This is a genomic window from Embleya sp. NBC_00896 (assembly GCF_045207785.1).
Taxonomy (GTDB): Bacteria; Actinomycetota; Actinomycetes; order Streptomycetales; family Streptomycetaceae; genus Embleya.
Genome location: NZ_CP108776.1, coordinates 541,420 through 566,832, shown reverse-complemented (window position 1 = coordinate 566,832; position 25,413 = coordinate 541,420). Strand labels below are relative to the sequence as shown.

The following is a 25,413-nucleotide window of genomic DNA, read 5'->3' as shown; positions in this document are numbered from 1 at the left end:
ACCGCGGCTTCCGATTACCCAGGGTCACTTGGGGGAACCCCAGAGCGCATGTCCAGATGGCGGCGGCGCGAGACGGCGGCAGGGGAACCCCTGCCGCCGACGCGGCGCAACACCGAGTTTGTGCTTCTCGCGTTCGCGGTCCTGGTCCCGGTCTTCGCGTACGCGAACGTCGGTCTCGCCACGGACGGCACGATTCCCCCGGACACCGCGAAGTACGGCTTGGGCCTGGGCTTCCTGGTGCTGGTGGCGCACATCCTGGTGCGCTTCTTCGCGCCGTACGCCGACCCGGTGCTGCTGCCGATCGCCGCCCTGCTCAACGGCCTGGGGCTGGTGCTGATCTACCGGCTCGACCTGGAGACGCCCAAGGTGCAGGCGGCGTCCTCGCAGCTGATGTGGTCGGCCATCGGGGTGATCCTGTTCGCGGTCGTGCTGATCGCGGTGCGCGATCACCGCGCCCTCGGCAAGTACGCGTACCTCGCGGCGGCGGTCGCGCTGTTCCTGATGATCGTCCCGGTGTTCTTCCCGGCCATCAACGGCGCGAAGGTGTGGATCCGGCTCGGCCCGTTCTCGCTACAGCCCGGCGAGTTCGCCAAGGTCCTCCTGGTCGTCTTCTTCGCGTCCTACCTCGCGACCAAGCGCGAGACGCTGATGATGATCGGGCACCGGTTCTGGGGGGTGAACCTGCCGCGCGGGCGCGACCTGGGGCCGGTGGTCGCGGTGTGGCTGGCCTCGGTCGGCATCCTGGTCCTGGAGCGCGACCTGGGCACCTCCCTGCTCTACTTCGGCGCCTTCGTCGTGATGCTCTACATCGCCACCGCCCGGATCGGCTGGATCCTGGTGGGCCTGATCCTGATCGCGGTCGGCGCGTTCGTGGTCGGCTCGACCGAACCGCACGTGCACAGTCGGGTGCAGAACTGGCTCGACCCGTTCGCGAGCATCCACGCGGGCCTGGGCCCGGACCAGCTGGCGCAGTCGCTGTTCTGCTTCGCCGCCGGCGGTCTGATCGGCGCCGGGCTCGGCCTGGGGCACTCGATCCTGGTCGGCTTCGCCGCCAAGAGCGACTTCATCCTGGCCACGGTGGGGGAGGAGCTCGGACTGACCGGCATCGCCGCGCTGTTCGTGCTCTACGCGCTCCTGGTCGCGCGCGGTTTCCGGGCCGGGCTGATGGCCCCCGACCCGTTCGGTTCGCTGCTCGCCCACGGGCTGTCCGCGGTGCTCGCGATCCAGGTGTTCGTGGTCGCGGGCGGGGTGACCGCGCTCATCCCGCTGACCGGCATGACGATGCCCTTCCTCGCCCAGGGCGGCTCGTCCGTGGTCACCAACTGGGCCCTGATCGCGCTGCTGATGAAGGTCAGCGACCGGGGCCGCCGACCCCCCGCACCGGTCGACGAGCCGCAGCAGCCGCAGGCCGTGGAGGCGTACCTGTGATCATCACCGCCCGCCGGGCCGCCGGATTCTGCCTGCTGCTGCTCCTGGCGCTGCTCGGCAACGCGACCTGGGTGCAGGCGTACAAGGCCGACGACTACGACCACATGGCCGGCAACCGCCGCCCGCAGATCGTTCGTTACCAGGAGGCGCGCGGCGACATCCTGGTGGCCGGCAAGCCGATCACCGGTTCGCAGCGCACCTCGGCGTCCTCCGATCTCGCCTACGCCCGCAGCTACACCGACGGCCCGCTCTACGCGCCGATCACCGGCTACGCGTCGCAGCTCTACGGCACCTCGCTGATCGAGGGTGTGGAGGACGACATCCTGGCGGGTACCGACGCCCGCCTGGGCGCGTGGCCGGTGATCACCGCGGTCACCCGCGCGCGCAACCCCGGCGGCAACGTGGCGACGACGATCCTGCCCGCCGCGCAGCGCGCCGCGTTCGCCGGCCTCGCGAGCACCGGCAACAAGGGCGCGGTCGCCGCGATCGACCCGGTCACCGGCGCGGTCCTGGCCCTGGTCAGCACGCCGTCGTACGACCCGGGCGTGCTGGCCGGCGTGAACAAGGCGGCCCGGTCCGCCTGGAGCGCGCTGGACACCGACCCCGACCGCCCGATGCTCAACCGCGCGCTGCGCGAGACCTACCCCCCGGGCTCGACCTTCAAGGTGGTCACCGCGGCGGCGGCGCTGACCTCCGGCACGGTCACCGATCCCGACGCGCCGACCACCTCCCCCGACCCCTACCTGCTGCCGGACACCCGCACGCCGCTGGGCAACGGGTCCTCGGGCTGCCGCGACGCCTCGCTGCGCTACGCGCTGACGGCGTCCTGCAACACGGTCTTCGCGAAGCTCGGCGTCGACATGGGCGCCGACACGGTGCGTCGGCAGGCGGACGCGTTCGGTTTCGACGACGCCACGCTGCGGATCCCGGTGGCGGTCACCGCGAGCGTGTTCCCCAAGGACCCGGACCGGCCGCAGACCGCGCTGTCCTCGATCGGCCAGTTCGACACCCGCGCCACGCCGCTCCAGATGGCCATGGTCGCCGCGGGCATCGCCAACGACGGCGAGGTCATGCGGCCGTACCTGGTAGACAAACTCACCCGCAGCGACGGCACCACCGTCGAGACCACCGACCACCGGACCATGGGCCGCGCGGTCACCCCACCGGTCGCGCGCCAACTCCAGAAGATGATGCAGGACGTGGTCACCACCGGCACCGCCGGCAACGCCCGGATCGACGGCGCGGTCGTCGGCGGCAAGACCGGCACCGCGCAACACGGCGAGCGCAACCGCGCCGTGCCCTACGCGTGGTTCATCGCGTACGCGAAGCCCGCCGACGACGACCGGCCCGCCGTGGCGGTCGCCGTCGTGGTCGAGGACGGCGCGGCCGACCGCGCCGACATCACCGGCGGCGGCCTCGCGGCCCCGATCGCGAAGGCGGTCATGACCGCCGTGCTGGCCCGATGAGCCGTGCGTCAACCCTTGCGCAGCCCGGCCAGCACGCGATCGATGACCTGCCCCACCTCGCGGCGTGCGAGCGCGGGGTCCTCGGCGCGCGCGGTGTACATGCTCGCCTCCGAGATCAGCGACGCGAGCAGCCGCGCCAACGGCGGCACCGGGAGTTCGTCGATCTCGCCGTTGTCCATCGCCTGCCGCAACCACGCCGCGAGCAGCCCGTGCCCGTGCTCGTCCACGAGCGCGTCCCACGAGCCGGGCCCGAGCACGGCCGGCCCGTCCACGAGCACGATCCGCTGGAAGTCCCCGGTCGTGCACACGTCCAGGAACGACTGGAACCCGTGCCGCAGCTGATCCCACGGTTCGCCGGGGTGGTCCTGGGCATGACGCAGCTCGTGGGACACCAGCGTTTCGGCCGCCTCGCGCGCCACCGTCTCCATGACGGCGCGGAACAGGTCGGCCTTGTCCTTGAAGTGGTGGTACAGCGCACCGCGCGTGACCCGGGCCTTGGCCACGATCTCCTCGGTGCCGGTCCCGGCGTAACCCTGGGTCGCGAACAGCGCGCGAGCGGCGCCCAACAGGGCCGCACGGGTGTCGGCGACATGTTGTGCCCGACGCGTGACCGCCATACAACCCCCACGTGACGTACAGCCTGTATGTTGAGGATGTTGTCATCATCGGGCACCCCCGGGCAACGACGCCACGCCGAGCAACTCTTCAGCGGACGCCGACGCCCCCGGGTTCGGGGATAGAGAGGATGCGACGGTCATGGGCCTGCCGCTGAACCTGGCTGTGAAAATCGGCACGCATCTGGTCAAGCAGAAGATCAAGCGCGTCGACAAGTTCGCGATGATCGTGGAGGTCGAGCCGCTGTTCGCCTGCAACCTCAAGTGCGGCGGGTGCGGCAAGATCCAGCAGCCGCACGACGTCCTGCGCAAGCGCATGTCGGTCGAGCAGGCGGTGGCGGCCGTGGAGGAGTGCGGCGCGCCGATGGTGTCGCTGGCCGGCGGTGAGCCGTTGATGCACAAGCAGATCGACCTGATCGTCGAGGAACTGCTCAAGCGCAAGAAGTTCGTGATCATCTGCACGAACGCGGTGCTGCTGCCCAAGCACCTGCACAAGTTCAAGCCGAACAAGAACTTCGCGTGGATGGTCCACATCGACGGCCTGCGCGAGAAGCACGACCAGGCCGTGGACAAGGACGGCGTGTTCGACGAGGCGGTGGCCGCGATCAAGATGGCCAAGGCCGCGGGGTTCCAGGTGTATACGAACAGCACGTTCTTCAACACCGACTCGCCCGAGACCATCGTCGACGTGCTCAACTTCCTCAACGACGACCTCAAGGTCGACCGGATCCAGATCTCCCCGGGATACGCGTACGAGAAGGCGCCGGTGCAGAACCGCTTCCTCGGCGTCGAGCAGACCAGGAAGCTCTTCAGCGCGGCCTTCTCCGGCGGCAACCGCAAGAAGTGGCGGCTCAACCACTCGGCGCTCTTCCTCGACTTCCTCGAGGGCAAGCGCGATTTCGAGTGCACGCCGTGGGCGATCCCGTCCTACTCGCTGCTCGGTTGGCAGCAGCCGTGCTACCTGATGGGCGACGGCTACGTGCAGAGCTACAAGGAACTGCTCGACGACACCGAGTGGGCGAACTACGGCCGCGGCAAGGACCCGCGCTGCGACAACTGCATGGCGCACTGCGGCTACGAGCCGACGGCCGTGCTGGCCACGATGGGTTCCCTCAAGGAGAGCCTGCGCGCGGTCGTCGCGGGCTGAGGCCGGGGCCTGCCACCGACGGGTGCATCGGTCGAGGGAAGGACCCCGGGTCGGCGATCCCCGGAAGCCTTCCCTCGACGCGTCAGGCCGCGGCGCGCCACAGGGGTGTCCGTCCCGACCTCCATGCGGAACCGAACCATGACCGTGAGGATCGCGTCGCCCCGACGGAAGGGCACGGAGTAGTTCCGGTCGTCGCCCTGGCGGCGAGTCACCTCGGCCGGCACGGGTTTCCCGGCAGCGGAGCGGAAGGTTTGTCGTTCGATAAAAAGTGATATCACTTTGCTATGGTGGTGATGCCACATCGACTCGAGCGGGAGACCACAATGAGTGACATCGACTCCGAAGCCATCGTGGAAATGCCGGCGCCACAGGTCCGGGAGGAGCTCGTGCAGGGCAAATCCGGGCTGCCGGCGCTGGGCATAGGGCTGGTGTTCGTGCTCGGCGGCGTGATCCTGGCCGTGTACGGCGGCACCCTCCACGGCGAGGCCAAGGCCGCGGCGATCACCGTCGGCGTCCTGGTGGCGCTCGTCGCGCTGTTCGGCCTGTGCGGTCTGACCGCCGTGGCGCCCGGCGAGGCCCGCGTCCTCCAGCTCTTCGGGCACTACAAGGGCACCCTGCGCACCGACGGCCTGCGCTATGTCAACCCGTTCACCGACCGCACCAAGGTCTCCACCCGGATCCGCAACCACGAGACACAGCCCGCCAAGGTCAACGACAACGACGGCAACCCGATCGAGATCGCGGCCGTCGTGGTGTGGCAGGTCCAGGACACCGCGCAGGCCAAGTTCGAGGTCGACGACTTCGAGGAGTTCGTCGCGATCCAGACCGAGACCGCCGTCCGGCACATCGCCAACAGCTACCCGTACGACAACCACGGCAACGGCGGCCTGTCCCTGCGCGACAACGCCGACGAGATCACCGGCAAGTTGTCCGCCGAGATCGGCGCGCGCGTCGCGTCCGCCGGGGTCAGCGTGGTCGAGTCGCGGATCACCCGGCTGTCCTACGCGCCCGAGATCGCCCAGGCGATGCTGCGCCGGCAGCAGGCGGGCGCGATCGTCGCGGCCCGGCAGCGGATCGTCGAGGGTGCCGTTGGCATGGTCGAACTCGCGCTGACCCGGCTCGAGGAGGGCGACCTCGTCGAGCTCGACGACGACCGCCGCGCGGCGATGGTCAGCAACCTGCTCGTGGTCCTGTGCAGCGAGCAGGCGACGCAGCCGGTGGTCAACACCGGCTCCCTGTACTCGTAATCCGGCCCTGTGACCGAGCGCAAGAAGATCCTGCTCCGCCTTGATCCGGCGATCCACGACGCGATCGCCAAGTGGGCGGCCGACGAGCTGCGCAGTACGAACGCCCAGATCGAGTTCCTGCTGCGTCGAGCCCTCGGCGACGCGGGTCGGATGCCCGGCCATGCCGGTCGCCCGGCCCGACGGGGCCGACCCCGCAAGAACGAGCCCGTCGGAGGCGACGGTGGCGATCGAGACGACCCTGGCGATCCTGGCGAGCGTGACGGCGGCCCTGGCGACGTTGGCGACGTCGACGCCGCGCCGTGACGAGCACCCCGACGACGACGTGACGCAATGGCGCCGAGGAGGCCGATGTGAACGTGTCCCTGGCACAGCGGGTGTTCCTGCTCGCCTACAGCCCCGAGAAGCGGCGACTGCTGAGCAGGCGACACCTCGGGTCGACCCTGCAGGCGGCGGCGATGCAGGACCTGCGCGAGCAGGGCCTGATCGCGGACGACGACGGCAAGGTGCGGGCGACGGCTGCCCGTGGCGCGACGCCCGGGTGTGACCTGGCGGCGGCGCTGCTCACCCGGATCGTCGCGAGCGACCGAGCCCGCCCGTGGCGCCACTGGATCAAGAAGGGCGACCGGGGCGCGACCGGACTGGTCGGTGACCAGCTGAAGCGGGAGCGGGTGATCAGGTTCGAGTCGCACCGCTTCCTCGGCATCGTCCCCGGGCACCGGATGCTGCTGCGCCAACCGCAACTGCGCGGTGCGGCCACCCAGGCGATGTGGGACACCCTCAAGCCCGTCCGGCCCGTCGCGCGGATCTCGTCCCGGGACGCCGCGCTCACCGCGATGGCCTACGAGGGCGAGCTCCGGGTCGTGCTCGGCGGCCGGGAACGACGCGCGGCCAAGGGCCGGGTCCGCGAGCTCGAAGCCGGTCTCGGCCCGGTCCCCGACGCCCTGCGCAGGGTGGTCCGGGATCGCAACAGCACGTAGTTCGGGGGCGGCGGCTGAACCGGCTTGACGAGATCCGTAATGTCGGAGGATGACCTCCCGCACCGCCCCCGACGCCACGCCGCGCGCGCTCCCCGCCTTCGTCGACCGACTGCTGCCGGGACAGCAGGGGCGCGCGGTGCTGCTGGTACTGGGGAGCGCGTGCTCGATCCAGTTCGGCGCGGCGTTCGCGGCCAAGCTGTTCCCGTACGTCGGGCCGGCCGGCGCGGTCACCCTGCGCCTGGTGCTCGCGGCCGCGATGCTGCTCGGGTTCTCGCGCCCGCGACTGCGCGGGCGCTCGCGCGGGGACTGGCTCGTGGTGCTCGGGCTCGGCGTGATGTTCGCCGGCATGAACATGTTCTTCTACGAGGCGATCGACCGAGTCCCGCTGGGTCCGGCGGTCACGCTGGAGTTCCTCGGCCCGCTGGGCCTGGCCGTCGTGCTCTCGCGCCGGCTGCGCGACATGGTGTGGATCGTGCTCGCCGCCGTCGGCGTGCTGCTGCTGGGGCGCGGCGGCTTCAGCGGTCTGGACCCGCTCGGCGTCGGGTTCGTGATGGCGGCGGCGGCCTGCTGGGCGGGCTACATCATGGTGGCCTCGAAGATCTCCCGGCGCTTCGACGGCATCGAGGGCCTCGCGCTCGGCTTCGCGGTCGCGGCCGTGCTGGTCACCCCGTTCGGTGTGGCCACGGCGGGCAGCGCGCTGGTCGAGCCGAAGGTGCTGGCGCTCGGCGGATGCGTGGCGCTGTTGTCCTCGGCGCTGCCGTACAGCTTCGAGATGCTCGCGATGAAGCACCTGCCGCCCGCGACGTTCGGCCTGCTCGCGAGCCTGGAACCGGCCGTGGCCGGGATCGCCGGGTTGCTGGTCCTGAACCAGTCGCTGGCGCTGATCCAGGTCGCCGGCATCGCGCTGGTGGTGGTCGCGAGCGCGGGAGTGACGATCACCCAGTCGCCGACGCCGCCCCCGACTCCGGCCGCGCCCCCGGCTCGGAGTCCGGCTCCGAATGCCGAGAGGGCTCCGGCGCGGATGTCCGATACAACCGGGCCCGGGCCCGATCCACGACCAGTTCCCGGTGCAGGTGCCAGCCCCACTCGGGGCGCAGCGTCGGTCGCTTGTGCGGAGTCACCACAAGAAACGCGCTCGTGACGTCGGTCATCGCGTAGGCCAGGGCCGGCAGCCGCGACTCGGCGAGCAGGTGCAGCGCGTAGCTGCACACCACGAGCGAGTACGTCCGGCCCGCGAGCGCGCCCGCCGCGATCTCCTCGAAGCGCAGCGGCTCGGCGTCGTTCCCGGTCCGCTCGCGGTACGCGGCACCCGTGTACGGATCCACCCCGGCGACGTCGCGCGCACCGAGCCCGAGCAGCGCCAGGGTGGCCTCGCCGCTCCCGCACGCCAGGTCGAGCACCGCGTCGAGCACCTCGGGTTCGGCGGCGAGCGGCTCGGCCAGGACCGCGGCCAGGACCGCCTGTACGCGCGGTTCGTGCGGGTTGCGGTACGCCGCCCCGTGCAGGGCGTAGAAGCCCTCGGCGCCCAGTTCCTCGTAGGCGGGCCGGATCTTGTCCATGCCCACGATTGTCTACTCTCGCGATTCCTCGTCCGTCGTGGGCCGGCGGCCGAACCGCAACCACTTCTTCCACGCGCCCTTGGGCTTCGGCGTGTTCCGCATCCGGACGTACGGCTCCAGGGTCGGCGGGTGGCCGCCCGCGATCGCGCGGGCCCGTTCCAGTTCGGCGTTGTACTCCGCGCCGAGCAGGATCGCCATGTTGGTCAGCCACAGCCAGATCAGGAATATGATCACGGCCGCGAGCGTGCCGTAGGTCTTGTTGTAGGTGCCGAAGTTGGCCACGTAGTAGGCGAACGCCGCGGAGAAGATCGCCCACAGGACCACCGCGAGCACCCCGCCCGGCGTGACCCACTTGAAGCCCTGCTTGGCGTTCGGGGCGGCCCAGTACAGCAGCGCGAACAGGAAGTTGACCACGACGATCAGGACCGGCCACTTCGCGTAGTCCCACAGCAGCACGCCCGCCTCGCCCACGCCCAGCGCGTGCCCGGCCTGTTTCGCGAGCGAACCGGTGAACACGACGGCGATCGCGCAGATCGACAGCAGCAGCAGGGTCACGATCGTGACCGCGATCCGGGTGGGCACCGTCTTCCACAGCGGCCGGCCCTCGGGGACGTCGTAGATCGTGTTGCACGCGCGCATGAACGTCGCGACGTAGCCCGACGCCGACCACAGCGCCAGGCCCAGGCCCGCGAGCGCGAGCGGCCCGGCCGTACCGCGGCTGTGTTCGAGGTTCTGGATCGCGTTGATCACGATGTCGTGCGTCTCGGCGGGGGCGACGGTCTGCACGTTCTCGGTCAGCGCGTTGGTCGCGGACCGGCCGACCAGGCCGACCAGCGAGACCACGACCAGGAGCGCGGGGAAGATCGACAGCACGCTCTGGTAGGTGAGCGCCGCCGCCCAGATGTTGAGGTCGTCCTCCTTGAACTCGCGGATCGTGCGCCACGCGGCCTTGAACCACGACGACTTGGGCAGGTCGGCGGGCCGAGCGGGGAGGTCCTCCTCGCGGACGGGGTCCGGGTCGTCCGTCTTGGCGAGCCGCACCGCGTCGGCGGGCTCCTTCGGATCGTCGGGGCCGGGGCGCCCACGCGGCCCCGGGACGGCGGCGGCCCCGCCGCGATCGTTCCCCTCCGCGTCCGGAGGTGCGGCCGCGCTTCGTCCGTCGAGCCGCTCCGGGTCGCCGCCCTCGCGGGTGTCTCCGCGTAACGCGCGGGCGGTCCGCCGCTCGCGCTCCGCGCGCGCCCGGCGCTCGTCCCGCGCACTCCGCCACCTGCCCATGAGCCGCCCCCAACCTCGTCCCGCGATGGCCGGCGCCTACCCGGCACCGGTCGGCACATGCCGTACGAGGCAAGGGTTGTGACGTGGTGTCAGCGTTGTGGGGCGTAGGTGTCGGCGACGCGGGGCGTACCTGAAGTGCGCGTCCGGCCGGAGGGTCGCGACGAACCCGTACAGCCCCAGCGCGAGCACCCCGAGCCCGGCCACCCGCCACGGCCGATGCTCGCGCACCGGCTGCCACACCGGCCACGCGCCGCCGATCTCGGCGACCGCGGCGAGGGCGAACAGGAAGAGGGAACGCGCGGCGATCATGGACGTCCGTCAAAGGCGGGGTCACCGGCTCGGTAAACTCGCCGGTCGTGACGTCCCAGCCTGTGCGCAAGCCCCGCATTCCGAACGTTCTGGCCAACCGCTACGCCTCCCCGGCACTGGCGACACTGTGGTCCCCCGAGCACAAGGTGGTGCTCGAACGCCGATTGTGGCTCGCGGTCCTGCGCGCCCAGGCCGACCTGGGCATCGATGTGCCCGAGGGCGCGGTCGCCGACTACGAGCGGGTGATCGACCAGGTCGACCTGGCCTCGATCGCCGAGCGCGAGCGGGTCACCCGGCACGACGTCAAGGCCCGGATCGAGGAGTTCAACGCCCTCGCCGGCCACGAGCACGTGCACAAGGGCATGACCTCGCGCGACCTGACCGAGAACGTCGAGCAGCTCCAGATCCGCTCCTCGCTCGAACTCGTCCGGGACCGCGTCGTCGCGCTGCTCGTCCGCCTGGGCGAGTTGTCCGCGCAGCACGCCGAGCTGGTCATGGCGGGCCGCTCGCACAACGTCGCCGCGCAGGCCACCACGCTCGGCAAGCGGTTCGCGTCCGCGACCGACGAGCTGCTCGTGGCGTACGACCGGCTCGACGACCTGATCACGCGCTACCCGCTGCGCGGCATCAAGGGCCCGGTCGGCACCGCGCAGGACATGCTCGACCTGCTCGGCGGCGACGAGGAGAAGCTGGCCGACCTGGAGGGTCGCGTCGCCGCGCACCTGGGCTTCGACCACGCGTTCGTGTCGGTCGGTCAGGTCTACCCGCGCTCGCTCGACTACGACGTGGTCACCGCGCTCGTCCAGCTCGCGGCCGCGCCGTCGTCGCTGGCCAAGACGATCCGGCTGATGGCCGGGCACGAGCTGGTCACCGAGGGCTTCCAGCCGGGCCAGGTCGGCTCGTCGGCGATGCCGCACAAGATGAACACGCGCTCGTGCGAGCGGGTCAACGGCTTCACGGTGATCCTGCGCGGCTACGCCTCGATGGTCGGCGAGCTCGCGGGCGACCAGTGGAACGAGGGCGACGTGTCGTGCTCGGTCGTGCGGCGGGTCGCGCTGCCGGACGCGTTCTTCGCGTTCGACGGGCTGATCGAGACGTTCCTGACGGTGTTGGAGGAGTTCGGCGCGTTCCCGGCCGTGGTCGCGCGCGAGTTGGACCGCTACCTGCCGTTCCTGGCCACGACCAAGGTGCTGATGGCCGCGATCCGCGGCGGCGTGGGTCGGGAGGCCGGGCACGAGGTGATCAAGGAGCACGCGGTCGCGTCGGCGCTGGCTCTGCGCGAAGGCGTCGAGCGCAACGAGCTGCTTGATCGCCTTGCGGCCGACGAGCGTCTTCCGTTGGACCGGGCGGCGCTTGACGCGCTGCTGGCGGACCGGTTGGCCTTTACGGGGGCGGCGGCGGGGCAGGTCGCCGAGGTCGTCCGTCGGGTCGAGGCGGTTGCGGCCAAGCATCCGGAGGCGGCGGCGTATCGCCCTGGAGCCATCCTCTAGCCGGACGGCTCTGTGGTGGCGACGGCGGCCGGCCTTCGGCCGGTGGGTGTCCTCAAACGCCGGACGGGCTGACTTTGGCTCGTCCGGCGTTTTGCGTGTCCTCAAGCGCCGGACGGGCTGGGTTTGGCTTGTCCGGCGTTTTGCGTGTGGCGTGGGGTTGCCGGTGTCCTCAAACGCCGGACGGGCTGACTTTGGTTCGTCCGGCGTTTCGCGTGTCCTCAAGTGCCGGACGGGCTGGCTTCTGTTCGTCCGGCGTTTTGCGTGTCCGCGAGCGCCGAGTGGGCTGGGTTTCGCGTTTTGTGTGTGGTGTGGGTTCGGCGCAGGCTTGGAGGGGGGAGCCGAGCGAGGAGCGGATGCCATGGGTGTCCACAGGGGACAGCGGGTCGGTGGGGTGTTGGTGTTTTCGCTGGTTGTGTTTGTCGCGGGTTGTGGGGGTGGGGGCGGTGGCGCGGAGGCGCCCTCCGTCGAGGTCACGAGTGTGGGGCCCACGGTGTCGCCCACGGCGCCGAGTCTGGCCGATGAGTTCAAGGCGTTTGCCGATGCCAATGGGACTGCGGCGGAGAAGGCGGCGTCCGAGCATGTGCAGAAGGTTCGGATCGAGGGGGAACTCGATGGGTTCGTGACGATCGCGGAGATCACGACGGACTACAGCGGGGGTCTTTCCGGGCCGAACGCCGGATCCGCCAGGCTGCTCGTGGGGCTGTTCGCGGACTGGAAGGACGCCAGGAACGGGCTGGTGACGGTGTACAGCGCGGCCGGCACCGTCCTTTCCAACGGGAATTTCTGAGACGGCGGCTCACTCGGACGGCTGTCGGTGGCATGGGCGAGGCTCGCAGCGGCGATGGTCGAGGGAACCGTCCGGCGTGAGGAGTCGTGGGCATGGGGTCGCTGTCGTTTCATGAGGTGGCGGTGGCTTCGCGGGAGATCGCCGCGGAGTCCGGGCGGTCGGCGAAGGCGGAGTTGGTGGCCGGGTGTCTGCGGCGGGCCGAGCCGGCCGAGGCGACCGTCGTGGTGGCCTACCTGGCCGGGGCGTTGACCCAGCGGCAGATCGGCGTCGGGCCGGCCGCGTTGCGGGAGGTGCCGGCGCCGGCCGCCGAGCCGTCGCTGTCGTTGGTGGAGGTGGACGCGGCGCTCGAAGCGGTCGGGGCCACGACCGGGGCCGGGTCGCAGGCCGCGCGGCGGGCGCTGATCGACGCCCTGTTCGCCCGGGCGACGGCGGTCGAGCAGCGGTTCTTGACCGGGCTGCTGGTCGGCGAGGTGCGACAGGGTGCGTTGGACGGGGTGATGGCGGACGCGATCGCGCGCGCGGCCGAGGTGCCGGTGGCCGCGGTCCGCCGCGCGCTCATGCTGCGTGGCGCGGCCGGGCCGGTGGCGGCCGCGGCGCTGACCGGCGGCAAGGCCGCGCTCGCGGCGTTCACGCTCGAGGTCGGCCACGCGGTCCGCCCGATGCTGGCCGCCTCCGCGCCCGACGTGTCCGGCGCGCTCGACAAGCTGCGCGCCAAGCACCCCGAGGCCGCGGTCGCGCTCGAATGGAAGATCGACGGGATCCGGGTCCAGATCCATCGCGACGGCGACCACGTCGCGGTCTTCACCCGCAGCCTCGACGACATCACCGCCCGGGTGCCCGAACTCGTCGAGGCCGTGCGCGCGCTGCCGCCGCGTACCGCGGTGCTCGACGGCGAGGCGATCGCGCTGCGCCCGGACGCTCGGCCGCACCCGTTCCAGATCACCGCGTCCCGCACCGGCACCCGCGACGCCGCGCGGCTGCGGGCCGAGACGCCGCTGACGGTGTACCTGTTCGACGTGCTGCACGTGGACGGCGTCGACCTGATCGACCGGCCCGCCGCCGAGCGCTGGGCCGCGCTCGAAGCGCTCGCGCCGGCCGAGTCGCTGGTGCCGCGGCTGGTCACCGACGACACCGAGGCGGCCGCCGCGTTCTTCGCCGACGCGGTCGCGCGCGGGCACGAGGGCGTGGTGGTCAAGTCGCTCGACACGCCCTACACGGCCGGGCGGCGCGGCGCCGGGTGGGTCAAGGTCAAGCCCCGGCACACGCTCGACCTGGTCGTGCTGGCGGCCGAGTGGGGGCACGGCCGGCGCCGCGGCACGCTCAGCAACCTGCACCTGGGCGCGCGGGATCCGGGCGGCGACGGGTTCGTGATACTCGGCAAGACGTTCAAGGGGCTCACCGACGAGTTGCTGGCGTGGCAGACCGAGCGGTTGCGGCAGCTCGTGGTACGCAGTGACGACTGGACCGTGTACGTGCGGCCCGAGCTGGTCGTCGAGATCGCCTTCGACGGACTACAGACCAGCACCCGCTATCCGGGTGGGCTCGCACTGCGGTTCGCGCGGGTGCTGCGCTACCGCGAGGACAAGACGGCGGCGGAGGCCGACGACATGGACACGGTCAGATCACTCGTGTGACGCGGCGCCTCCCACGCGCGGCGTCGGCTCGTACAGCGCCCGCGCGTTCGCGTACAGCACCGCGTCGACCAGGTCCGCGCCCACGGCGTCGGCGATCAGGTCCAGGTCGGTGTCCGCGAACGGCCTGGATGCGCGGGTGGACGGCAGGTCGGTGCCGGCCATCAGCGCGTGCGGGGCGACGGCGGCCACCGCGCGCAGGGCCGCGGGGACGTCCAGGTCGACCCGGCCGAAGCCGGTCGCCTTGACGTGCGCGCCGCGTTCGACCAGGCGCAGCAGGTGCGGCAGGCCGGCCCGGGACAGGCCGAGGTGGTCGACGCTCACCTTCGGGAGCGCGTCCAGGACCGGGGCCAGGTCCGGCAGGTCGGCCGCGTCGACGTACAACTCCGTGTGCCACCCGGCCAGTTCGTACACCCGGCGGGCGAGTCGATCCAGGTGTTCGAGCCGCTCGGAGCCGCCGCGCCGGACGTTGAAGCGGACCGCGCGCACCCCCGCCGCGTCGAGGGCCAGGATCCGCTCGTCGGCGACGCCGACCGGGAGCTGGGTCACCCCGACGAAGCCGGGGCCGAGTCGGCGCAGCGCGGCGAGCAGATACTCCTGGTCGAAGCCCTGGAACGAGCCGGAGACCACCGCGCCGCCGCGCACGCCCAGGGGCGTCGCGCGGGTCAGGTAGTCGTCGGCGGTGAAGGGCGGCGGCAGGTAGCCGTGGTTGGCGACGAGCGGGAAACGCGGGTCGACGACGTGCAGGTGCGCGTCGAATACGCGGCGCGGGCTCGGCGGCGGATCGGGCACTGCGGGTCCTCCGTCGGATCGCGGGCTGCCGGCGGTGTCCGCGAGCGCGGCTCGGCGCTCGGGATTGCGGCATACGGTAGCGATGACCCCGGGGCCGCGGAGAGTATTGCCGCCGGCCGCGCCGGGCAGGCACATGCCACCGGGGAACGTCGACGACTGTTGGGGAGGGCCGAGGACGATGGCCGAGTTGCTGCTCGGACCCGTGCTGCGGCACGTGGACCGAACGAGTGCGACCGTTTGGGTGGAGACCGACACCCCGTGTGTCGTCACCGTCGCGTGCGACGACGGCGTGGCGAGCGCCGCCACCTGGAACGTGTTCGGGCGCCACTACGTGCTCGTGGTCGTCGAGGGCCTGACGCCGGGGCGGGTGCGCGAGTACCGGGTCGCGTTGGACGAGCGGACCTGCTGGCCGCAGGAACGGTCGCCCTATCCACCGAGCGTGATCCGTACCCAGGCGGTCGACGACGGTGGGCGCGACCTCAACGTCGTGTTCGGCTCGTGCCGGTGGTCCAGCCCGCCGAGCACCGAGGACTCCGAGGAACGCCACCTGGACCCCGACGCGCTCGACTCGCTCGCGCACCGCCTGATCCGCGCGCCCGACGAGCCGTTGCCCGACGCGCTGCTGCTGCTCGGCGATCAGGTGTACGCGGACGAGACCTCGCGGTCGATCCGGAACCAGCTGGCCCGGCGCCGCGACCTCTCGAAGCCGCCGGGTGGCCAGATCGCGAACTTCGACGAGTACACGCTGCTCTACTACGAGTCGTGGTCCGATCCGCAGATCCGCTGGCTGCTGTCGACCGTGCCGAGCGCGATGATCTTCGACGACCACGACGTGATCGACGACTGGAACACCTCGCACGCGTGGCGGACCGAGATGGCCGCGACGGAGTGGTGGTCCGAGCGGATCGCGGGCGCGCTCGCGTCGTACTGGGTGTACCAGCACATCGGCAACCTCGACCCGGCCGCGCTCGCGAACGACGAGATGCTCGCGACGATCCGGGAGGCGGATCCGGGTACGGACGTGGGCCCGCTCCTGCACGAGTTCGCGCTGCGCGCGGACGCCGAGGCCGAGGGCAAGAGGGCCACGCGCTGGAGTTTCCGGCGCGACTTCGGCCGGACCCGGCTGCTGATGATCGACTCGCGCGCCGGTCGCGTGCTGACCGGGGACGAGCGCGCGATGATCGGCGCGGACGAGCTGGCCTGGATCACCCGGCAGGCCGACGAGGGCGGGTACGACCACCTGCTGATCGGTACGTCGTTGCCGTGGCTGCTGCCGCACGGCATCCACGACCTGGAGTCCTGGAACGAGGCGCTGTGCGCGGGTGTGCGCGGGCCGCGGCTCGCGGCGCTGAGCGAGAAGCTGCGGCGCGCGAGCGACTTGGAGCACTGGGCGGCGTTCCGCGACTCGTTCGAGGCGCTGTCGGCGCTGATCGGGCGGATCGCGCTGCACGGGCCGCGCTCGGGCGGACCGGCCCCCGCGACGGTGTGCGTGCTGTCGGGCGATGTGCACCACGCCTACGCGGCCGAGGCGCACTGGGTCGGCCCCGGGGAGGGGCCGCGCGCGGCGGATGACACGGGCGACACGGGCCGGGTGTACCAGTTGACCTGCTCGCCGGTGCACAACTCGGTGCCGCCCGCGATCCGGATCGGCTTCCGCTTCGGCTGGGGCGGGACGGCCACCCGGATCGGCCACGCCCTCGCCCGGCACGCGAGGCTCGCCCCGCTTCCGGTCACCTGGACGAAGCTCGGCGGCCCGTGGTTCGGCAACCACCTGATGACCCTGACCCTGCGCGGCCGCCGCGCGACCTTGTCCCTGGACCGCGCGGAGGGCGGCCGCAAGGGCCGTGACTCCCGGCTGCGTCGGGTGGGACGGGCGGTGCTGCGGGCGGAGTGAGGGGCCGGAGACGGTCGCGCGAGGCGTGCGGGCCGCGCCGCGCGCTGCCGGCCGTCGAGGCGCGTCGGCCCGGCCGCGACCGGGCCGCTCCCGGACGGCGGGACCCCGAACCGGCCCCGGACACCGGCCCGTGCCGGCGCCGGGCGCCGTGTCAGACTGACCCGCGTGCCGAAAACCGCCGCGGAACTGCGTGCCCGTTTGGAGACGTACTACGACGCGACGGCACGCCGGGCCGCCCGGGCGGAGCCGATCGGCGCGCTGACCCTGTTCGTCCACGAGGGCAAGGGTTGGCCCTACTACGCGCGACCCACGCTCGGCGGTGACACCGAGCCCACCGCTGCGGATGTCCGCGCGGTGCGGGCGCGGCAGAGAGAGTTGAAAGTGCCCGAGACCTTCGAATGGGTCGACGAGACCACCCCCGCGCTGCGGTCGGCCGCGATCGAGGCCGAGCTGCACGTGCACGAGCACCCGCTGATGGTCCTGGACCCGAGCGAGCGGCCGGCCGAACGACCCGCGCTGCCGGACCTGGTGACGCTGCGCCGGGTTCGGGCGGACGCGACCGACCTGGCGATCGTGCACAGCGTCGCGGCGGTCGGCTTCGCGAACCCGGGCACCCACGCGGGGACCGACGGGACGGCCGAGCGGGACACCGTCGCGATCGGGCAGGACCCGGGGCTGCTGTCGTATCTCAACGAGCGGCTGCGCAGCGGCGAGACGGTGATGTTCGCGGCGTACGGCCCGACGGGGCCGTTGTGCGTGGGCAGTTACCAGCAGCTGTACGACACGACGGAGATCGTCGGCGTCGCCACCTTGCCCGCGGCCCGGCGCGGGGGCCTCGCGTCGGCACTGACCTGGGAGCTGGCCGAGCACGCGCTCGCGGGCGGGAGCGACACGGTGTTCCTGACGGCGGGGGACGACGACGTCGCCCGCGTGTACGACCGGCTCGGCTTTCGGTCGGTGGGCACGGCGCTGATCGGGGAGGCATCGTGAGCGCGCCCGAGCCCACCCCCATCCCCGGGTCCGAGCCCACCCCCGCTCCCGGGTCCGAGCCCACCACCCCCAAGCCGGTCCTGCCGATTCCGCCCGGTCGCAACCCGACCGCCGCCGAGTTGGCCGCCGCGCACGGGGTGACCATCCCCGACGTGCTCGCGCCCGATCTCAAGGTGCTGTTCTGCGGGATCAACCCCGGCCTGTGGTCCGGCGCGACGGGGCGGCACTTCGCGCGGCCCGGCAACCGGTTCTGGCCCGCGCTGCACGCGGCCGGCCTCACGCCGCGGCTGTTCGCGCCGGCCGAACAGGACGAGCTGATCGAGCTCGGGCTCGGCATCACCAACGTGGTGGCCCGGACCACCGCCCGCGCCGACGAGTTGACCAAGGACGAGTACCGGGCCGGCGGCCGGGCGCTCACCGCCAGGGTGCGCGCGTACCGGCCGGCCTGGCTCGCGGTGCTCGGCATCGGCGCGTACCGGACCGGCTTCGGGCGGCCCAAGGCCGTGGTCGGCGAGCAGGCCGAGACGATCGGCGACACCCGGATCTGGGTGCTGCCGAACCCCAGCGGCCTCAACGCGCATTGGACGGCGGCGACCCTCGCGGCGGCGTTCGGGCAATTGCGCGAGGCGGCGTTCGAGTAGCTCGGACGCGGTTGCCCGCCATCGGGGCCGACGGCGGGCTCCGGCCGCCGTTCGAGGGTCGCGTACGGCCCACGTATCGCCTCCGAATCGCCTCCGAATCGACTATGTATCCGAGTCGACACGTCAACCGACCGAGTGGCATCACCCGGTTGGCGATTACTTCACGCCTCCTCGCGCTGTTGGGCCGCCATGAAGATCCTGCGGGCACCATTCGGGCCGTGGCCCACCGAGACGTTCGACACCCCGCTGTACGAGGCGCTGGTCGCGGAGTGGCGCGACTCGGGTCGGGAGGTGCCGCAGTCGACGGACCGCCCGCGCGACCGCCCGCCCCGACACGCCCGCCCGCTCGGGGCGGGGCCCCGAAGTGGTCGGCCGTGACCCGTCGGCGACGGTCCATCGAGCGAGGTCGGGGCGGCCGTACGGCGGGATGAGACGGTTCTCGCCGTACCATCTCCGCACGTCTTTGGCGAACTGTGACACGTCGGGAATTGCGACGCGACACAACACCTGGGGGTGCGACGACGACCCCGCCACTACATATATGCTCTGCGACGCAGCTGGTTCACCTTTCCGTTGTTCGTTGGAAAGGTGACGAGAGAGGGAACCCGGTGCGAAGCCGGGACTGCCCCGCAGCGGTAAGCGGGAACGATAGTCGTCACGCGACACCGAACGCCGAGAGGCGTTCGGGGAGCGACGACCACTGGGAACTCCGCGGTCCGCCGAGCACGCCGTGCCCGGCGGCGCCCCGGCATGCCCGCGAGTCCGAATACCTGCCGGCTGTCCGCGCCCACGGGCGCGGGGTCACTTGTACGTACGAGCTCGCGAGGAGAGAGCACGTGACCGTTGTGGACAGCGTGGGCGCGACCCGGATGCGGATCGACGAAAGCCCCGAGGACCAACTGGCGACCCTGGTACGCACCCAGGCGCGCGATTTGCCGGAGGTCGATCCGGATCGGGTCGTCCGCCGGGTCGTCGCGGGCCTGAACGAAGGTGCCGACCCCGGTGCGGCCGCGGACCTGGCGGTCCGGACCGCCGCCGAGCTGATCGCCGAGGAGCCGGCCTACTCGCGGCTCGCCGCGCGCCTGCTCGCCGGCCGGATCGCCGCCGAGGCCGCCGAGGCGGGGGTCTCGTCGTTCAGCGCCGGCATCGCGCTGGGCCGCCGCGAGGGCATCATCGGCGCCGAGACCGCCGCGTTCGTGGCGAAGCACGCCGCCGAACTGGACGCCGCGGTCGACGCGTTCGGCGACCGCCGGTTCGAGTACTTCGGGCTGCGCACCGTGTACGACCGCTACCTGCTGCGCCACCCGGTGTCGCGCAAGGTCGTCGAGACCCCGCAGCACTTCCTGCTGCGCGTCGCGTGCGGTCTGTCCCGGGAGCCCGGCGAGGCGATCGGCTTCTACCGGCTGATGTCGTCGCTGGCCTACCTGCCCAGCTCGCCGACGCTCTTCAACTCCGGCACCGTGCACACCCAGATGTCCTCGTGCTACCTGCTCGACTCGCCCAAGGACGAGCTGGAGTCGATCTACGAGATGTACGGGCGGATCGCCCGGCTCTCGAAGTTCGCCGGCGGCATCGGCGTCGCGTGGTCGCGGGTGCGCTCGCGCGGCTCGCTGATCCGCGGCACCAACGGCCACTCGAACGGCATCGTGCCGTGGCTCAAGACGCTCGACTCGTCGGTGGCGGCGGTCAACCAGGGCGGCCGGCGCAAGGGCGCGGCCTGCGTGTACCTGGAGACCTGGCACCCCGACATCCTCGAGTTCCTCGAACTGCGCGAGAACACCGGAGAGGACGCGCGTCGCGCGCACAACCTCAACCTGGCGAACTGGGTCCCGGACCTGTTCATGCGGCGGGTCGAGGAGGACGGCGTCTGGTCGCTGTTCGACCCGAACGAGATCCCCGAACTGCCCGACCTGTGGGGCGCCGAGTTCGACAAGGTCTACGAAGCCGCCGAGCGGGACGGCCGGTTCGTCCGGCAGCTGCCCGCGCGCGACCTCTACGCCCGGATGATGCGCACGCTCGCGCAGACCGGCAACGGCTGGATGACCTTCAAGGACGCCGCCAACCGCACCTGCAACCAGGCCGCCGAGCCGGGCAACGTGGTGCACCTGTCCAACCTGTGCACCGAGATCCTCGAGGTCACCAGCGACGGCGAGACCGCCGTGTGCAACCTGGGTTCGGTCAACCTCGGCGCGCATGTCGTCGCCGGCGAGGGCATGGACTGGGAGAAGCTGCGCGCCACCGTGCGCACCGCCGTGGTCTTCCTGGACCGCGTGATCGACATCAACTACTACCCGACCGACCAGGCCGCCGCGTCCAACCCGCGCTGGCGTCCGGTGGGCCTGGGCCTGATGGGCCTCCAGGACGTGTTCTTCACGCTCGGGATGCCGTTCGACTCGGTCGAGGCGCGCGAGCTGTCGACGCTGATCTCCGAGGAGATCTACCTGACCGCGCTGGAGACCTCGTCGGCGCTCGCCGAGGTGCACGGCCCGCACCCGGCCTACGCCGAGACGCACGCCGCGCGCGGTCGGCTCCAGCCCGACCTGTGGGAGGGCGTGTACCCGACCCAGACCAAGCGCTGGGACGCGCTGCGCGACCGCGTCGCCGAGCACGGCCTGCGCAATTCGCTGCTCGTCGCGATCGCCCCGACCGCCACGATCGCCTCGATCGCCGGCGCGTACGAGTGCATCGAGCCGCAGGTGTCGAACCTGTTCAAGCGCGAGACGCTGTCGGGCGAGTTCCTGCAGATCAACGCGTACCTGGTGCGTGAGCTCAAGGCCCGCGGGCTGTGGACCCCCGAGGTCCGCGACCGGATCAAGCGCGCCGAGGGCTCGGTCCAGGGCATCGCCGAACTCCCGGACGACGTCCGCGAGTTGTACCGCACCGCGTGGGAACTCCCGCAGCGTGCGCTGATCGACCTCGCGGCGGCCCGCTCGCCGTACATCGACCAGTCGCAGTCGCTGAACCTGTTCATGGCCGACCCGACGATCGGCAAGCTGTCGTCGATGTACCGCTACGCGTGGTCGACCGGCCTGAAGACCACGTACTACCTGCGCTCGCGGCCCGCGACCCGGATCCAGCAGGCGACGGTGCCGGCGCAGGCGTCGGCCGCTCCGGTCGAAGAGATCTCCGACCTTGCCGCTTCCGATGTCGACATCATTGCCTGCTCGCTGGAGAACCCCGAAGCCTGTGAGGCGTGCACGTGAGCCTGCTCGATCCCGGAATGAACCTCACGCTGCGCCCGATGCAGTACCCGGACTTCTACGAGAAGTACCGCGCGGCGATCCGGAACACCTGGACGGTCGAAGAGGTCGACCTGCACAGCGACCTCGCCGACCTGGACAAGCTCAGCCCGGCGGAGCGACACCTCGTGCAGCGCCTGGTCGCGTTCTTCGCGACCGGTGACACGATCGTGGCGAACAACCTGGTGCTGAACCTGTACCGGCACATCAACTCGCCCGAGGGCCGGTTGTACCTGTCGCGGCAGCTCTTCGAAGAAGCCGTCCATGTGCAGTTCTACCTGACGCTGCTCGACACCTACATGCCCGACCACGAGGAGCGCGAGCAGGCGTTCGCCGCGGTCGAGCACATCCCGTCGATCCGGCGCAAGGCGGAGTTCTGCTTTCGCTGGATCGACTCGGCGATGGGCCTGGACCGGCTCGAATCCCGGGACGACCGGCGGCAGTTCCTGCTCAACCTGATCTGCTTCGCGGCGTGCATCGAGGGCCTGTTCTTCTACGGCGCCTTCGCGTACGTGTACTTCCTGCGCTCGCGCGGGCTGCTCAACGGCCTGGCCTCGGGCACCAACTGGGTCTTCCGCGACGAGTCCGCGCACATGGACTTCGCGTTCGCGGTGGTCGAGACGGTCCGCGCCGAGGAGCCCGACCTGTTCGACGACGAACTCGCCGAGGACGTCCGCCGGATGCTGGCCGAGGCGGTCGAGGCGGAGACGGCCTTCGCCGAGGACCTGCTCGCGGGCGGCGTCTCCGGCATGACGGTGGCCGACATGCGCTCGTATCTGGAGCACGTGGCGGACCGGCGGCTGGCCCAGCTGGGGATGGCCCCGATGTACGGCTCGTCGAACCCGTTCGGCTTCATGGAACTCCAGGACGTCCAGGAGCTGTCGAACTTCTTCGAGCGTCGGGTGTCGGCCTACCAGGTCGCGGTCACCGGCTCGGTGTCCTTCGACGAGGACTTCTGACCGCACGGCCTTCGCGTGATCGAACCGCCGCGTCGTCCCGGAAACGGGGTGGCGCGGCGGTTCGGCGTTCGGGGACGCGTGGATGTTGCGGGTGCGGCGGGTGCGGCGGGTGCGGTGGGTGTTGCGGGTGGGAGGTTTGAGGCTGGGCCGGTTCGTGTCGCACACTGGCGGGTATGGCCATTTCGTTGCATCACCTTGTCATCGACGCACACGATCTGCCGGGGCTCGCGCGGTTCTGGGCCCAGGTGTTGGGGTGGGAGGTGCTCTCCGAGCGGGAGCGCGAGGTCGTCATCGGAACCGAGCCCGGGGCGCCGATCGGGATCTGCTTCATGCCGGTGACGGATGTGAAGAAGGTGAAGAACCGGCTGCACTTCGACCTGACCACGGGCGCGGGGCCCGGTGAGCGCGAGGCCGAGATCGAGCGGGTGATCGCGCTCGGGGCGCGCCGGGTGGACGTCGGGCAGACCGGCAACGAGTCGTGGACGGTGCTCGCGGACCCGGAGGGGAACGAGTTCTGCGTGGTGCGGGTGAAGAAGACCTTGATCGACTGAGATCGGTCGCGGGGTCGCGGGGTCGCGGGGTCGTGCGGTTGCGCGGTCGGGGGGCCGGGGCGTCCCGACCGCGCGACGTCGCCCTACGCGTGGCCGTTCGGCCGTGGCCGGTGCACTCCGCGCGAGCGCGTGAGCGGTGCGGGGCCGAACGTCGCCGCGCGTGGGGCGACATCGTGATGCGCCGACAGGATCAGTGCGAGCCGCCCGGCGGGGTGCCGGTGCCGGTGCCCGGGCCGCGCCCGTTGCGGCGGCGGGAGAGGCGGTCGCGCACGAGTCGACGGCCCCGCTCGACCTGCTGCGGATTGCGGCGGATGTAGTTGCGTATCTTGCTGATGGTCTTCGACAACGAACTCATGTCGTGGTCCCTCCCTGGAGCCCGGACACGCGGGCATCGGCCGCCCCGAGGGCGCCGATGACAGGTTTGTGCCCGGGTACGGCCGGTCTACGCGGCCGATATGGGTGGGAAGCGCACCAGTACCGCAGATCGGGGCGTCGGCGAGTGCGGGATACGTCGTTCGGTGCCCCGGCAGACGCCGGCGGGCCGTTCGGTAGCCTGCGGGTATGTCTCACGTGATCTCCGTGAACCTGGCCAACCCGCATCCCAACCCGGCGAAGTCCGGGGTGGGGACCACCGGGATCGACAAGCGTCCGGTCGACCATCCGGTCGAGGTCCGCGCGCCCGGACCCAATTACGGCGGCCTCGGCAGCGGGCTGGTCGGGGACGGCGTGTTCGACCGGCAGAACCACGGCGGCGACGACCAGGCCGTGTACGCGTACTCGCGCGAGAACCTCGACCTGTGGCAACGCGACCTCGGGCGCACGCTGACCAATGGCATGTTCGGGGAGAACCTGACCACCTCCGGCGTGGACGTCGAGGCCGCGCTGATCGGCGAGCACTGGCGGGTCGGCGCGGCCGGGCCACTCCTGGAGGTGTCCGTCCCGCGCATCCCGTGCGCGACGTTCGCGTCCTGGCTGGACGAGCGGCGCTGGGTCCGTACCTTCACCGAACGGGCGCTGCCCGGAACCTACTTGCGCGTGCTCGAACCCGGCGAGGTGCGGGCGGGGGACCGGATCACGGTCGAGTACCGGCCCGAGCACGACCTCACCGTCGGGAAGTGCTTTCGGGCGCTGACCATCGAGCCCGAACTGCTGCCCCTGCTGCTCGACATCGAGGCGCTCCCGGGCGTAGCCCGCGAACTCGCCCGCAAACGAACCGCGGCCGCGATCCTGGCCCCCGCGCCGTTCACGCCCGCGGCCGACTAGGTTCGATCCGCCGGACATGCCTGGGTCCGGTCACCGCACCAGCCGCGGCCCCGCATTGTCCGGCCGCAGGAAGGTCGAGCATGTCCCTTGATCGGCTCAGCGCGTTGACGGAGCGTCAGGCCAATGCCTGCGCGGTGCTCGGTTCGCCGCAGTACGCGGCGTTGGTGGCACGCGTCGCGCAGGACATCCGGGCCGGCGGGCCGTGCGCCGACGCGGTCGCCGGGTACGCGGACGCGCCGATGGACGACGCGGTGCCGCTGCGGCTCATGGGCGGGGTACACGCGCTCGCGTTGTCGGGGCGGGCGCCGGACCTGGCCGCGCACTACCCCAGCGCGGGCGGCGTATTCGATCCGGCGGACCCGGGCGCGGCGTGGCCGGCGTTTCGGGCGGCCGTGGCCGGTTGGCCCGGGTGGGTGGCGGACTGGCTGACCCGGCCGCCGCAGACGAACGAGGTGGGCCGGGCCTCGCTGCTGCTCACGGGGCTGTTGTGGGCCCTTCGCGAAAGCCCGCTGCCGGTACGGCTGTTCGAGATCGGGGCGAGCGCCGGGCTGAACCTGCGGCCCGACCTGTTCCGCTACGAGGCGGCCGACTTCGGGTGGGGTGCGCGGGACTCGGCCGTCGTCCTGACCGAGGCATGGGAGGGCGCGGTCCCCGAGTGGTTGCGCGACCCGCCCGCGTTGACGATCGCCGACCGCGGCGGCTGCGACCTCACACCGATCGACCCGCTGTCGTCGGACGGCGCGCTCGCGCTGCGCGCGTACCTGTGGCCGGACCAGACCGTGCGCGCCGCTCGCCTCGACGGCGCGCTGGCGCTCGCGGCGCGGGTCCCGGTCGAGGTCCAGCGGGTCGGCGCCGGTGACTTCGTCGAGGCCCTGCGGCCGGAGCCGGGCACGCTGACGGTGCTGTGGCACTCGATCATGCGCCAGTACGTACCCGCCGCGGAATGGGCGCGCGTGGAGGCGGCCGTGGACCGGCTGGTCGGGTCCGCGACTTCGGACGCGGCCTTCGCGCACGTCGCGTTCGAGCCGGCGGGGGGTGGCCGCTTCCTGCTGACGGTGCGCCACGGCGGCCCCCCCGCGACGGTCCTCGCCCGGGCGCATCCGCACGGCCTCCCCGCTCGGCTCGTCACCGAGGCATTGACCTTCTAGTGCCGC

24 protein-coding genes, 1 pseudogene and 1 riboswitch are annotated in these 25,413 nt (G+C 71.7%); of the genes and pseudogenes, 19 read left to right on the top strand and 6 right to left on the bottom strand.

All coding sequences use genetic code 11. The features are described 5' to 3' along the window. The first annotated feature begins 48 nt into the window (after positions 1-48). The gene (locus tag OG928_RS02560; protein WP_406278507.1) at positions 49-1,428 is read left to right on the top strand and encodes an FtsW/RodA/SpoVE family cell cycle protein; all 1,380 of its coding nucleotides are present in this window, start codon (positions 49-51) and stop codon (positions 1,426-1,428) included. Further along, positions 1,425-2,894, top strand: a complete 1,470-nt coding sequence (locus OG928_RS02555; RefSeq protein WP_406278505.1) for a penicillin-binding transpeptidase domain-containing protein — start codon at positions 1,425-1,427, stop codon at positions 2,892-2,894. Before OG928_RS02560 ends, OG928_RS02555 begins: the two co-directional genes overlap by 4 nt. An 8-nt stretch (positions 2,895-2,902) precedes the next feature. Here the strand turns inward: OG928_RS02555 and OG928_RS02550 are convergent, their stop codons facing one another. Further along, positions 2,903-3,511 (bottom strand): TetR/AcrR family transcriptional regulator, encoded by a 609-nt coding sequence (locus OG928_RS02550; RefSeq protein WP_406278502.1) that lies wholly within the window; start codon positions 3,509-3,511, stop codon positions 2,903-2,905. 139 nt (positions 3,512-3,650) lie between these two features. On the opposite strand from OG928_RS02550, the gene hpnH reads away from it, so the two are divergent. The 5 genes from hpnH to OG928_RS02525 all read left to right on the top strand — a co-directional run bounded on the left by hpnH (position 3,651) and on the right by OG928_RS02525 (position 8,020). Then, on the top strand, positions 3,651-4,655 hold the full coding sequence (gene hpnH / locus OG928_RS02545; protein ID WP_406278499.1) for an adenosyl-hopene transferase HpnH: 1,005 nt from the start codon (positions 3,651-3,653) through the stop codon (positions 4,653-4,655). Between the two features lie 323 nt (positions 4,656-4,978). Continuing rightward, positions 4,979-5,902 carry an SPFH domain-containing protein gene (locus OG928_RS02540; protein WP_406278496.1) on the top strand — a complete coding sequence of 308 codons (924 nt, stop codon included), beginning with the start codon at positions 4,979-4,981 and terminating at the stop codon, positions 5,900-5,902. 9 nt (positions 5,903-5,911) lie between these two features. Next, entirely contained in the window at positions 5,912-6,205 is a 294-nt protein-coding gene (locus OG928_RS02535) for a hypothetical protein (protein ID WP_406278493.1), read from the top strand. Positions 6,206-6,252: 47 nt separating this feature from the next. After that, positions 6,253-6,879: a GPP34 family phosphoprotein gene (locus OG928_RS02530; protein ID WP_406278490.1), complete on the top strand. Its 627-nt coding sequence runs from the start codon at positions 6,253-6,255 to the stop codon at positions 6,877-6,879. A gap of 49 nt (positions 6,880-6,928) precedes the next feature. Beyond that, positions 6,929-8,020, top strand: a complete 1,092-nt coding sequence (locus OG928_RS02525; protein WP_406278487.1) for an EamA family transporter — start codon at positions 6,929-6,931, stop codon at positions 8,018-8,020. Positions 8,021-8,030: 10 nt separating this feature from the next. Here the strand turns inward: OG928_RS02525 and OG928_RS02520 are convergent. The 3 genes and pseudogenes from OG928_RS02520 to OG928_RS02510 all read right to left on the bottom strand — a co-directional run. Continuing rightward, a pseudogene (locus OG928_RS02520) lies at positions 8,031-8,438 on the bottom strand (class I SAM-dependent methyltransferase); the annotation flags it as partial. Between the two features lie 12 nt (positions 8,439-8,450). Next, positions 8,451-9,713 carry a YihY/virulence factor BrkB family protein gene (locus OG928_RS02515; RefSeq protein ID WP_406278483.1) on the bottom strand — a complete coding sequence of 421 codons (1,263 nt, stop codon included), beginning with the start codon at positions 9,711-9,713 and terminating at the stop codon, positions 8,451-8,453. 36 nt (positions 9,714-9,749) lie between these two features. Then, positions 9,750-10,022, bottom strand: coding sequence for a hypothetical protein (locus tag OG928_RS02510; protein WP_406278480.1), 273 nt, complete (start codon positions 10,020-10,022; stop codon positions 9,750-9,752). Positions 10,023-10,069: 47 nt separating this feature from the next. On the opposite strand from OG928_RS02510, the gene purB reads away from it, so the two are divergent. From purB to OG928_RS02495, 3 genes are all read left to right on the top strand, one after another. After that, the gene (gene purB / locus OG928_RS02505) at positions 10,070-11,512 is read left to right on the top strand and encodes an adenylosuccinate lyase (RefSeq protein WP_406278477.1); all 1,443 of its coding nucleotides are present in this window, start codon (positions 10,070-10,072) and stop codon (positions 11,510-11,512) included. A gap of 358 nt (positions 11,513-11,870) precedes the next feature. Then, positions 11,871-12,299, top strand: a complete 429-nt coding sequence (locus OG928_RS02500) for a hypothetical protein (protein ID WP_406278474.1) — start codon at positions 11,871-11,873, stop codon at positions 12,297-12,299. A 92-nt stretch (positions 12,300-12,391) separates the two neighbouring features. After that, positions 12,392-13,933, top strand: coding sequence for an ATP-dependent DNA ligase (locus OG928_RS02495; RefSeq protein WP_406278471.1), 1,542 nt, complete (start codon positions 12,392-12,394; stop codon positions 13,931-13,933). Here OG928_RS02495 and OG928_RS02490 read toward each other — a convergent pair. After that, the gene (locus tag OG928_RS02490) at positions 13,922-14,722 is read right to left on the bottom strand and encodes an amidohydrolase family protein (RefSeq protein ID WP_406278468.1); all 801 of its coding nucleotides are present in this window, start codon (positions 14,720-14,722) and stop codon (positions 13,922-13,924) included. The two genes, OG928_RS02495 and OG928_RS02490, sit on opposite strands and share 12 nt — an antisense overlap. A gap of 178 nt (positions 14,723-14,900) precedes the next feature. On the opposite strand from OG928_RS02490, the gene OG928_RS02485 reads away from it, so the two are divergent. From OG928_RS02485 to OG928_RS02455, 7 genes are all read left to right on the top strand, one after another. Then, the gene (locus OG928_RS02485; protein WP_406278465.1) at positions 14,901-16,616 is read left to right on the top strand and encodes an alkaline phosphatase D family protein; all 1,716 of its coding nucleotides are present in this window, start codon (positions 14,901-14,903) and stop codon (positions 16,614-16,616) included. A 165-nt stretch (positions 16,617-16,781) separates the two neighbouring features. Continuing rightward, positions 16,782-17,606 carry a GNAT family N-acetyltransferase gene (locus OG928_RS02480; protein ID WP_406278462.1) on the top strand — a complete coding sequence of 275 codons (825 nt, stop codon included), beginning with the start codon at positions 16,782-16,784 and terminating at the stop codon, positions 17,604-17,606. Between the two features lie 86 nt (positions 17,607-17,692). After that, a complete protein-coding gene (mug, locus tag OG928_RS02475) occupies positions 17,693-18,247 on the top strand; it encodes a G/U mismatch-specific DNA glycosylase (RefSeq protein ID WP_406290734.1) in 555 nt (184 codons plus the stop codon). Between the two features lie 189 nt (positions 18,248-18,436). Continuing rightward, positions 18,437-18,625, top strand: coding sequence for a hypothetical protein (locus OG928_RS02470; protein WP_406278460.1), 189 nt, complete (start codon positions 18,437-18,439; stop codon positions 18,623-18,625). 163 nt (positions 18,626-18,788) lie between these two features. Further along, a riboswitch (cobalamin riboswitch) is annotated at positions 18,789-19,040 on the top strand. Between the two features lie 76 nt (positions 19,041-19,116). Continuing rightward, complete coding sequence (locus tag OG928_RS02465) at positions 19,117-21,450, top strand: ribonucleoside-diphosphate reductase subunit alpha (RefSeq protein WP_406290732.1); 2,334 nt, start codon at positions 19,117-19,119, stop codon at positions 21,448-21,450. 17 nt (positions 21,451-21,467) lie between these two features. Beyond that, positions 21,468-22,445: a ribonucleotide-diphosphate reductase subunit beta gene (locus OG928_RS02460; protein WP_406290730.1), complete on the top strand. Its 978-nt coding sequence runs from the start codon at positions 21,468-21,470 to the stop codon at positions 22,443-22,445. Between the two features lie 173 nt (positions 22,446-22,618). After that, the gene (locus OG928_RS02455; RefSeq protein ID WP_406278457.1) at positions 22,619-22,996 is read left to right on the top strand and encodes a VOC family protein; all 378 of its coding nucleotides are present in this window, start codon (positions 22,619-22,621) and stop codon (positions 22,994-22,996) included. A 190-nt stretch (positions 22,997-23,186) separates the two neighbouring features. On the opposite strand, the gene OG928_RS02450 is transcribed toward OG928_RS02455, so the two are convergent. Then, complete coding sequence (locus tag OG928_RS02450) at positions 23,187-23,351, bottom strand: hypothetical protein (RefSeq protein WP_406278454.1); 165 nt, start codon at positions 23,349-23,351, stop codon at positions 23,187-23,189. Between the two features lie 206 nt (positions 23,352-23,557). Here OG928_RS02450 and OG928_RS02445 point away from each other — a divergent pair, with 206 nt between their 5' ends. Continuing rightward, complete coding sequence (locus OG928_RS02445; RefSeq protein ID WP_406278451.1) at positions 23,558-24,259, top strand: MOSC domain-containing protein; 702 nt, start codon at positions 23,558-23,560, stop codon at positions 24,257-24,259. A gap of 80 nt (positions 24,260-24,339) precedes the next feature. After that, positions 24,340-25,407, top strand: coding sequence for a DUF2332 domain-containing protein (locus OG928_RS02440; RefSeq protein ID WP_406278448.1), 1,068 nt, complete (start codon positions 24,340-24,342; stop codon positions 25,405-25,407). Positions 25,408-25,413 lie beyond the last annotated feature (6 nt).

What these genes read in the sequence shown, in the direction of transcription:
- OG928_RS02560 (WP_406278507.1), top strand. Translation starts at nt 49, where the DNA reads ATGTCCAGATGGCGGCGGCGCGAGACGGCGGCAGGGGAACCCCTGCCG.
- OG928_RS02550 (WP_406278502.1), bottom strand. Translation starts at nt 3,511, where the DNA reads ATGGCGGTCACGCGTCGGGCACAACATGTCGCCGACACCCGTGCGGCC.
- hpnH (WP_406278499.1), top strand. Translation starts at nt 3,651, where the DNA reads ATGGGCCTGCCGCTGAACCTGGCTGTGAAAATCGGCACGCATCTGGTC.
- OG928_RS02540 (WP_406278496.1), top strand. Translation starts at nt 4,979, where the DNA reads ATGAGTGACATCGACTCCGAAGCCATCGTGGAAATGCCGGCGCCACAG.
- OG928_RS02525 (WP_406278487.1), top strand. Translation starts at nt 6,929, where the DNA reads ATGACCTCCCGCACCGCCCCCGACGCCACGCCGCGCGCGCTCCCCGCC.
- OG928_RS02515 (WP_406278483.1), bottom strand. Translation starts at nt 9,713, where the DNA reads ATGGGCAGGTGGCGGAGTGCGCGGGACGAGCGCCGGGCGCGCGCGGAG.
- OG928_RS02510 (WP_406278480.1), bottom strand. Translation starts at nt 10,022, where the DNA reads ATGATCGCCGCGCGTTCCCTCTTCCTGTTCGCCCTCGCCGCGGTCGCC.
- OG928_RS02500 (WP_406278474.1), top strand. Translation starts at nt 11,871, where the DNA reads ATGGGTGTCCACAGGGGACAGCGGGTCGGTGGGGTGTTGGTGTTTTCG.
- OG928_RS02495 (WP_406278471.1), top strand. Translation starts at nt 12,392, where the DNA reads ATGGGGTCGCTGTCGTTTCATGAGGTGGCGGTGGCTTCGCGGGAGATC.
- OG928_RS02485 (WP_406278465.1), top strand. Translation starts at nt 14,901, where the DNA reads ATGGCCGAGTTGCTGCTCGGACCCGTGCTGCGGCACGTGGACCGAACG.
- OG928_RS02470 (WP_406278460.1), top strand. Translation starts at nt 18,437, where the DNA reads ATGAAGATCCTGCGGGCACCATTCGGGCCGTGGCCCACCGAGACGTTC.
- OG928_RS02465 (WP_406290732.1), top strand. Translation starts at nt 19,117, where the DNA reads ATGCGGATCGACGAAAGCCCCGAGGACCAACTGGCGACCCTGGTACGC.
- OG928_RS02460 (WP_406290730.1), top strand. Translation starts at nt 21,468, where the DNA reads ATGAACCTCACGCTGCGCCCGATGCAGTACCCGGACTTCTACGAGAAG.
- OG928_RS02455 (WP_406278457.1), top strand. Translation starts at nt 22,619, where the DNA reads ATGGCCATTTCGTTGCATCACCTTGTCATCGACGCACACGATCTGCCG.
- OG928_RS02450 (WP_406278454.1), bottom strand. Translation starts at nt 23,351, where the DNA reads ATGAGTTCGTTGTCGAAGACCATCAGCAAGATACGCAACTACATCCGC.
- OG928_RS02445 (WP_406278451.1), top strand. Translation starts at nt 23,558, where the DNA reads ATGTCTCACGTGATCTCCGTGAACCTGGCCAACCCGCATCCCAACCCG.
- OG928_RS02440 (WP_406278448.1), top strand. Translation starts at nt 24,340, where the DNA reads ATGTCCCTTGATCGGCTCAGCGCGTTGACGGAGCGTCAGGCCAATGCC.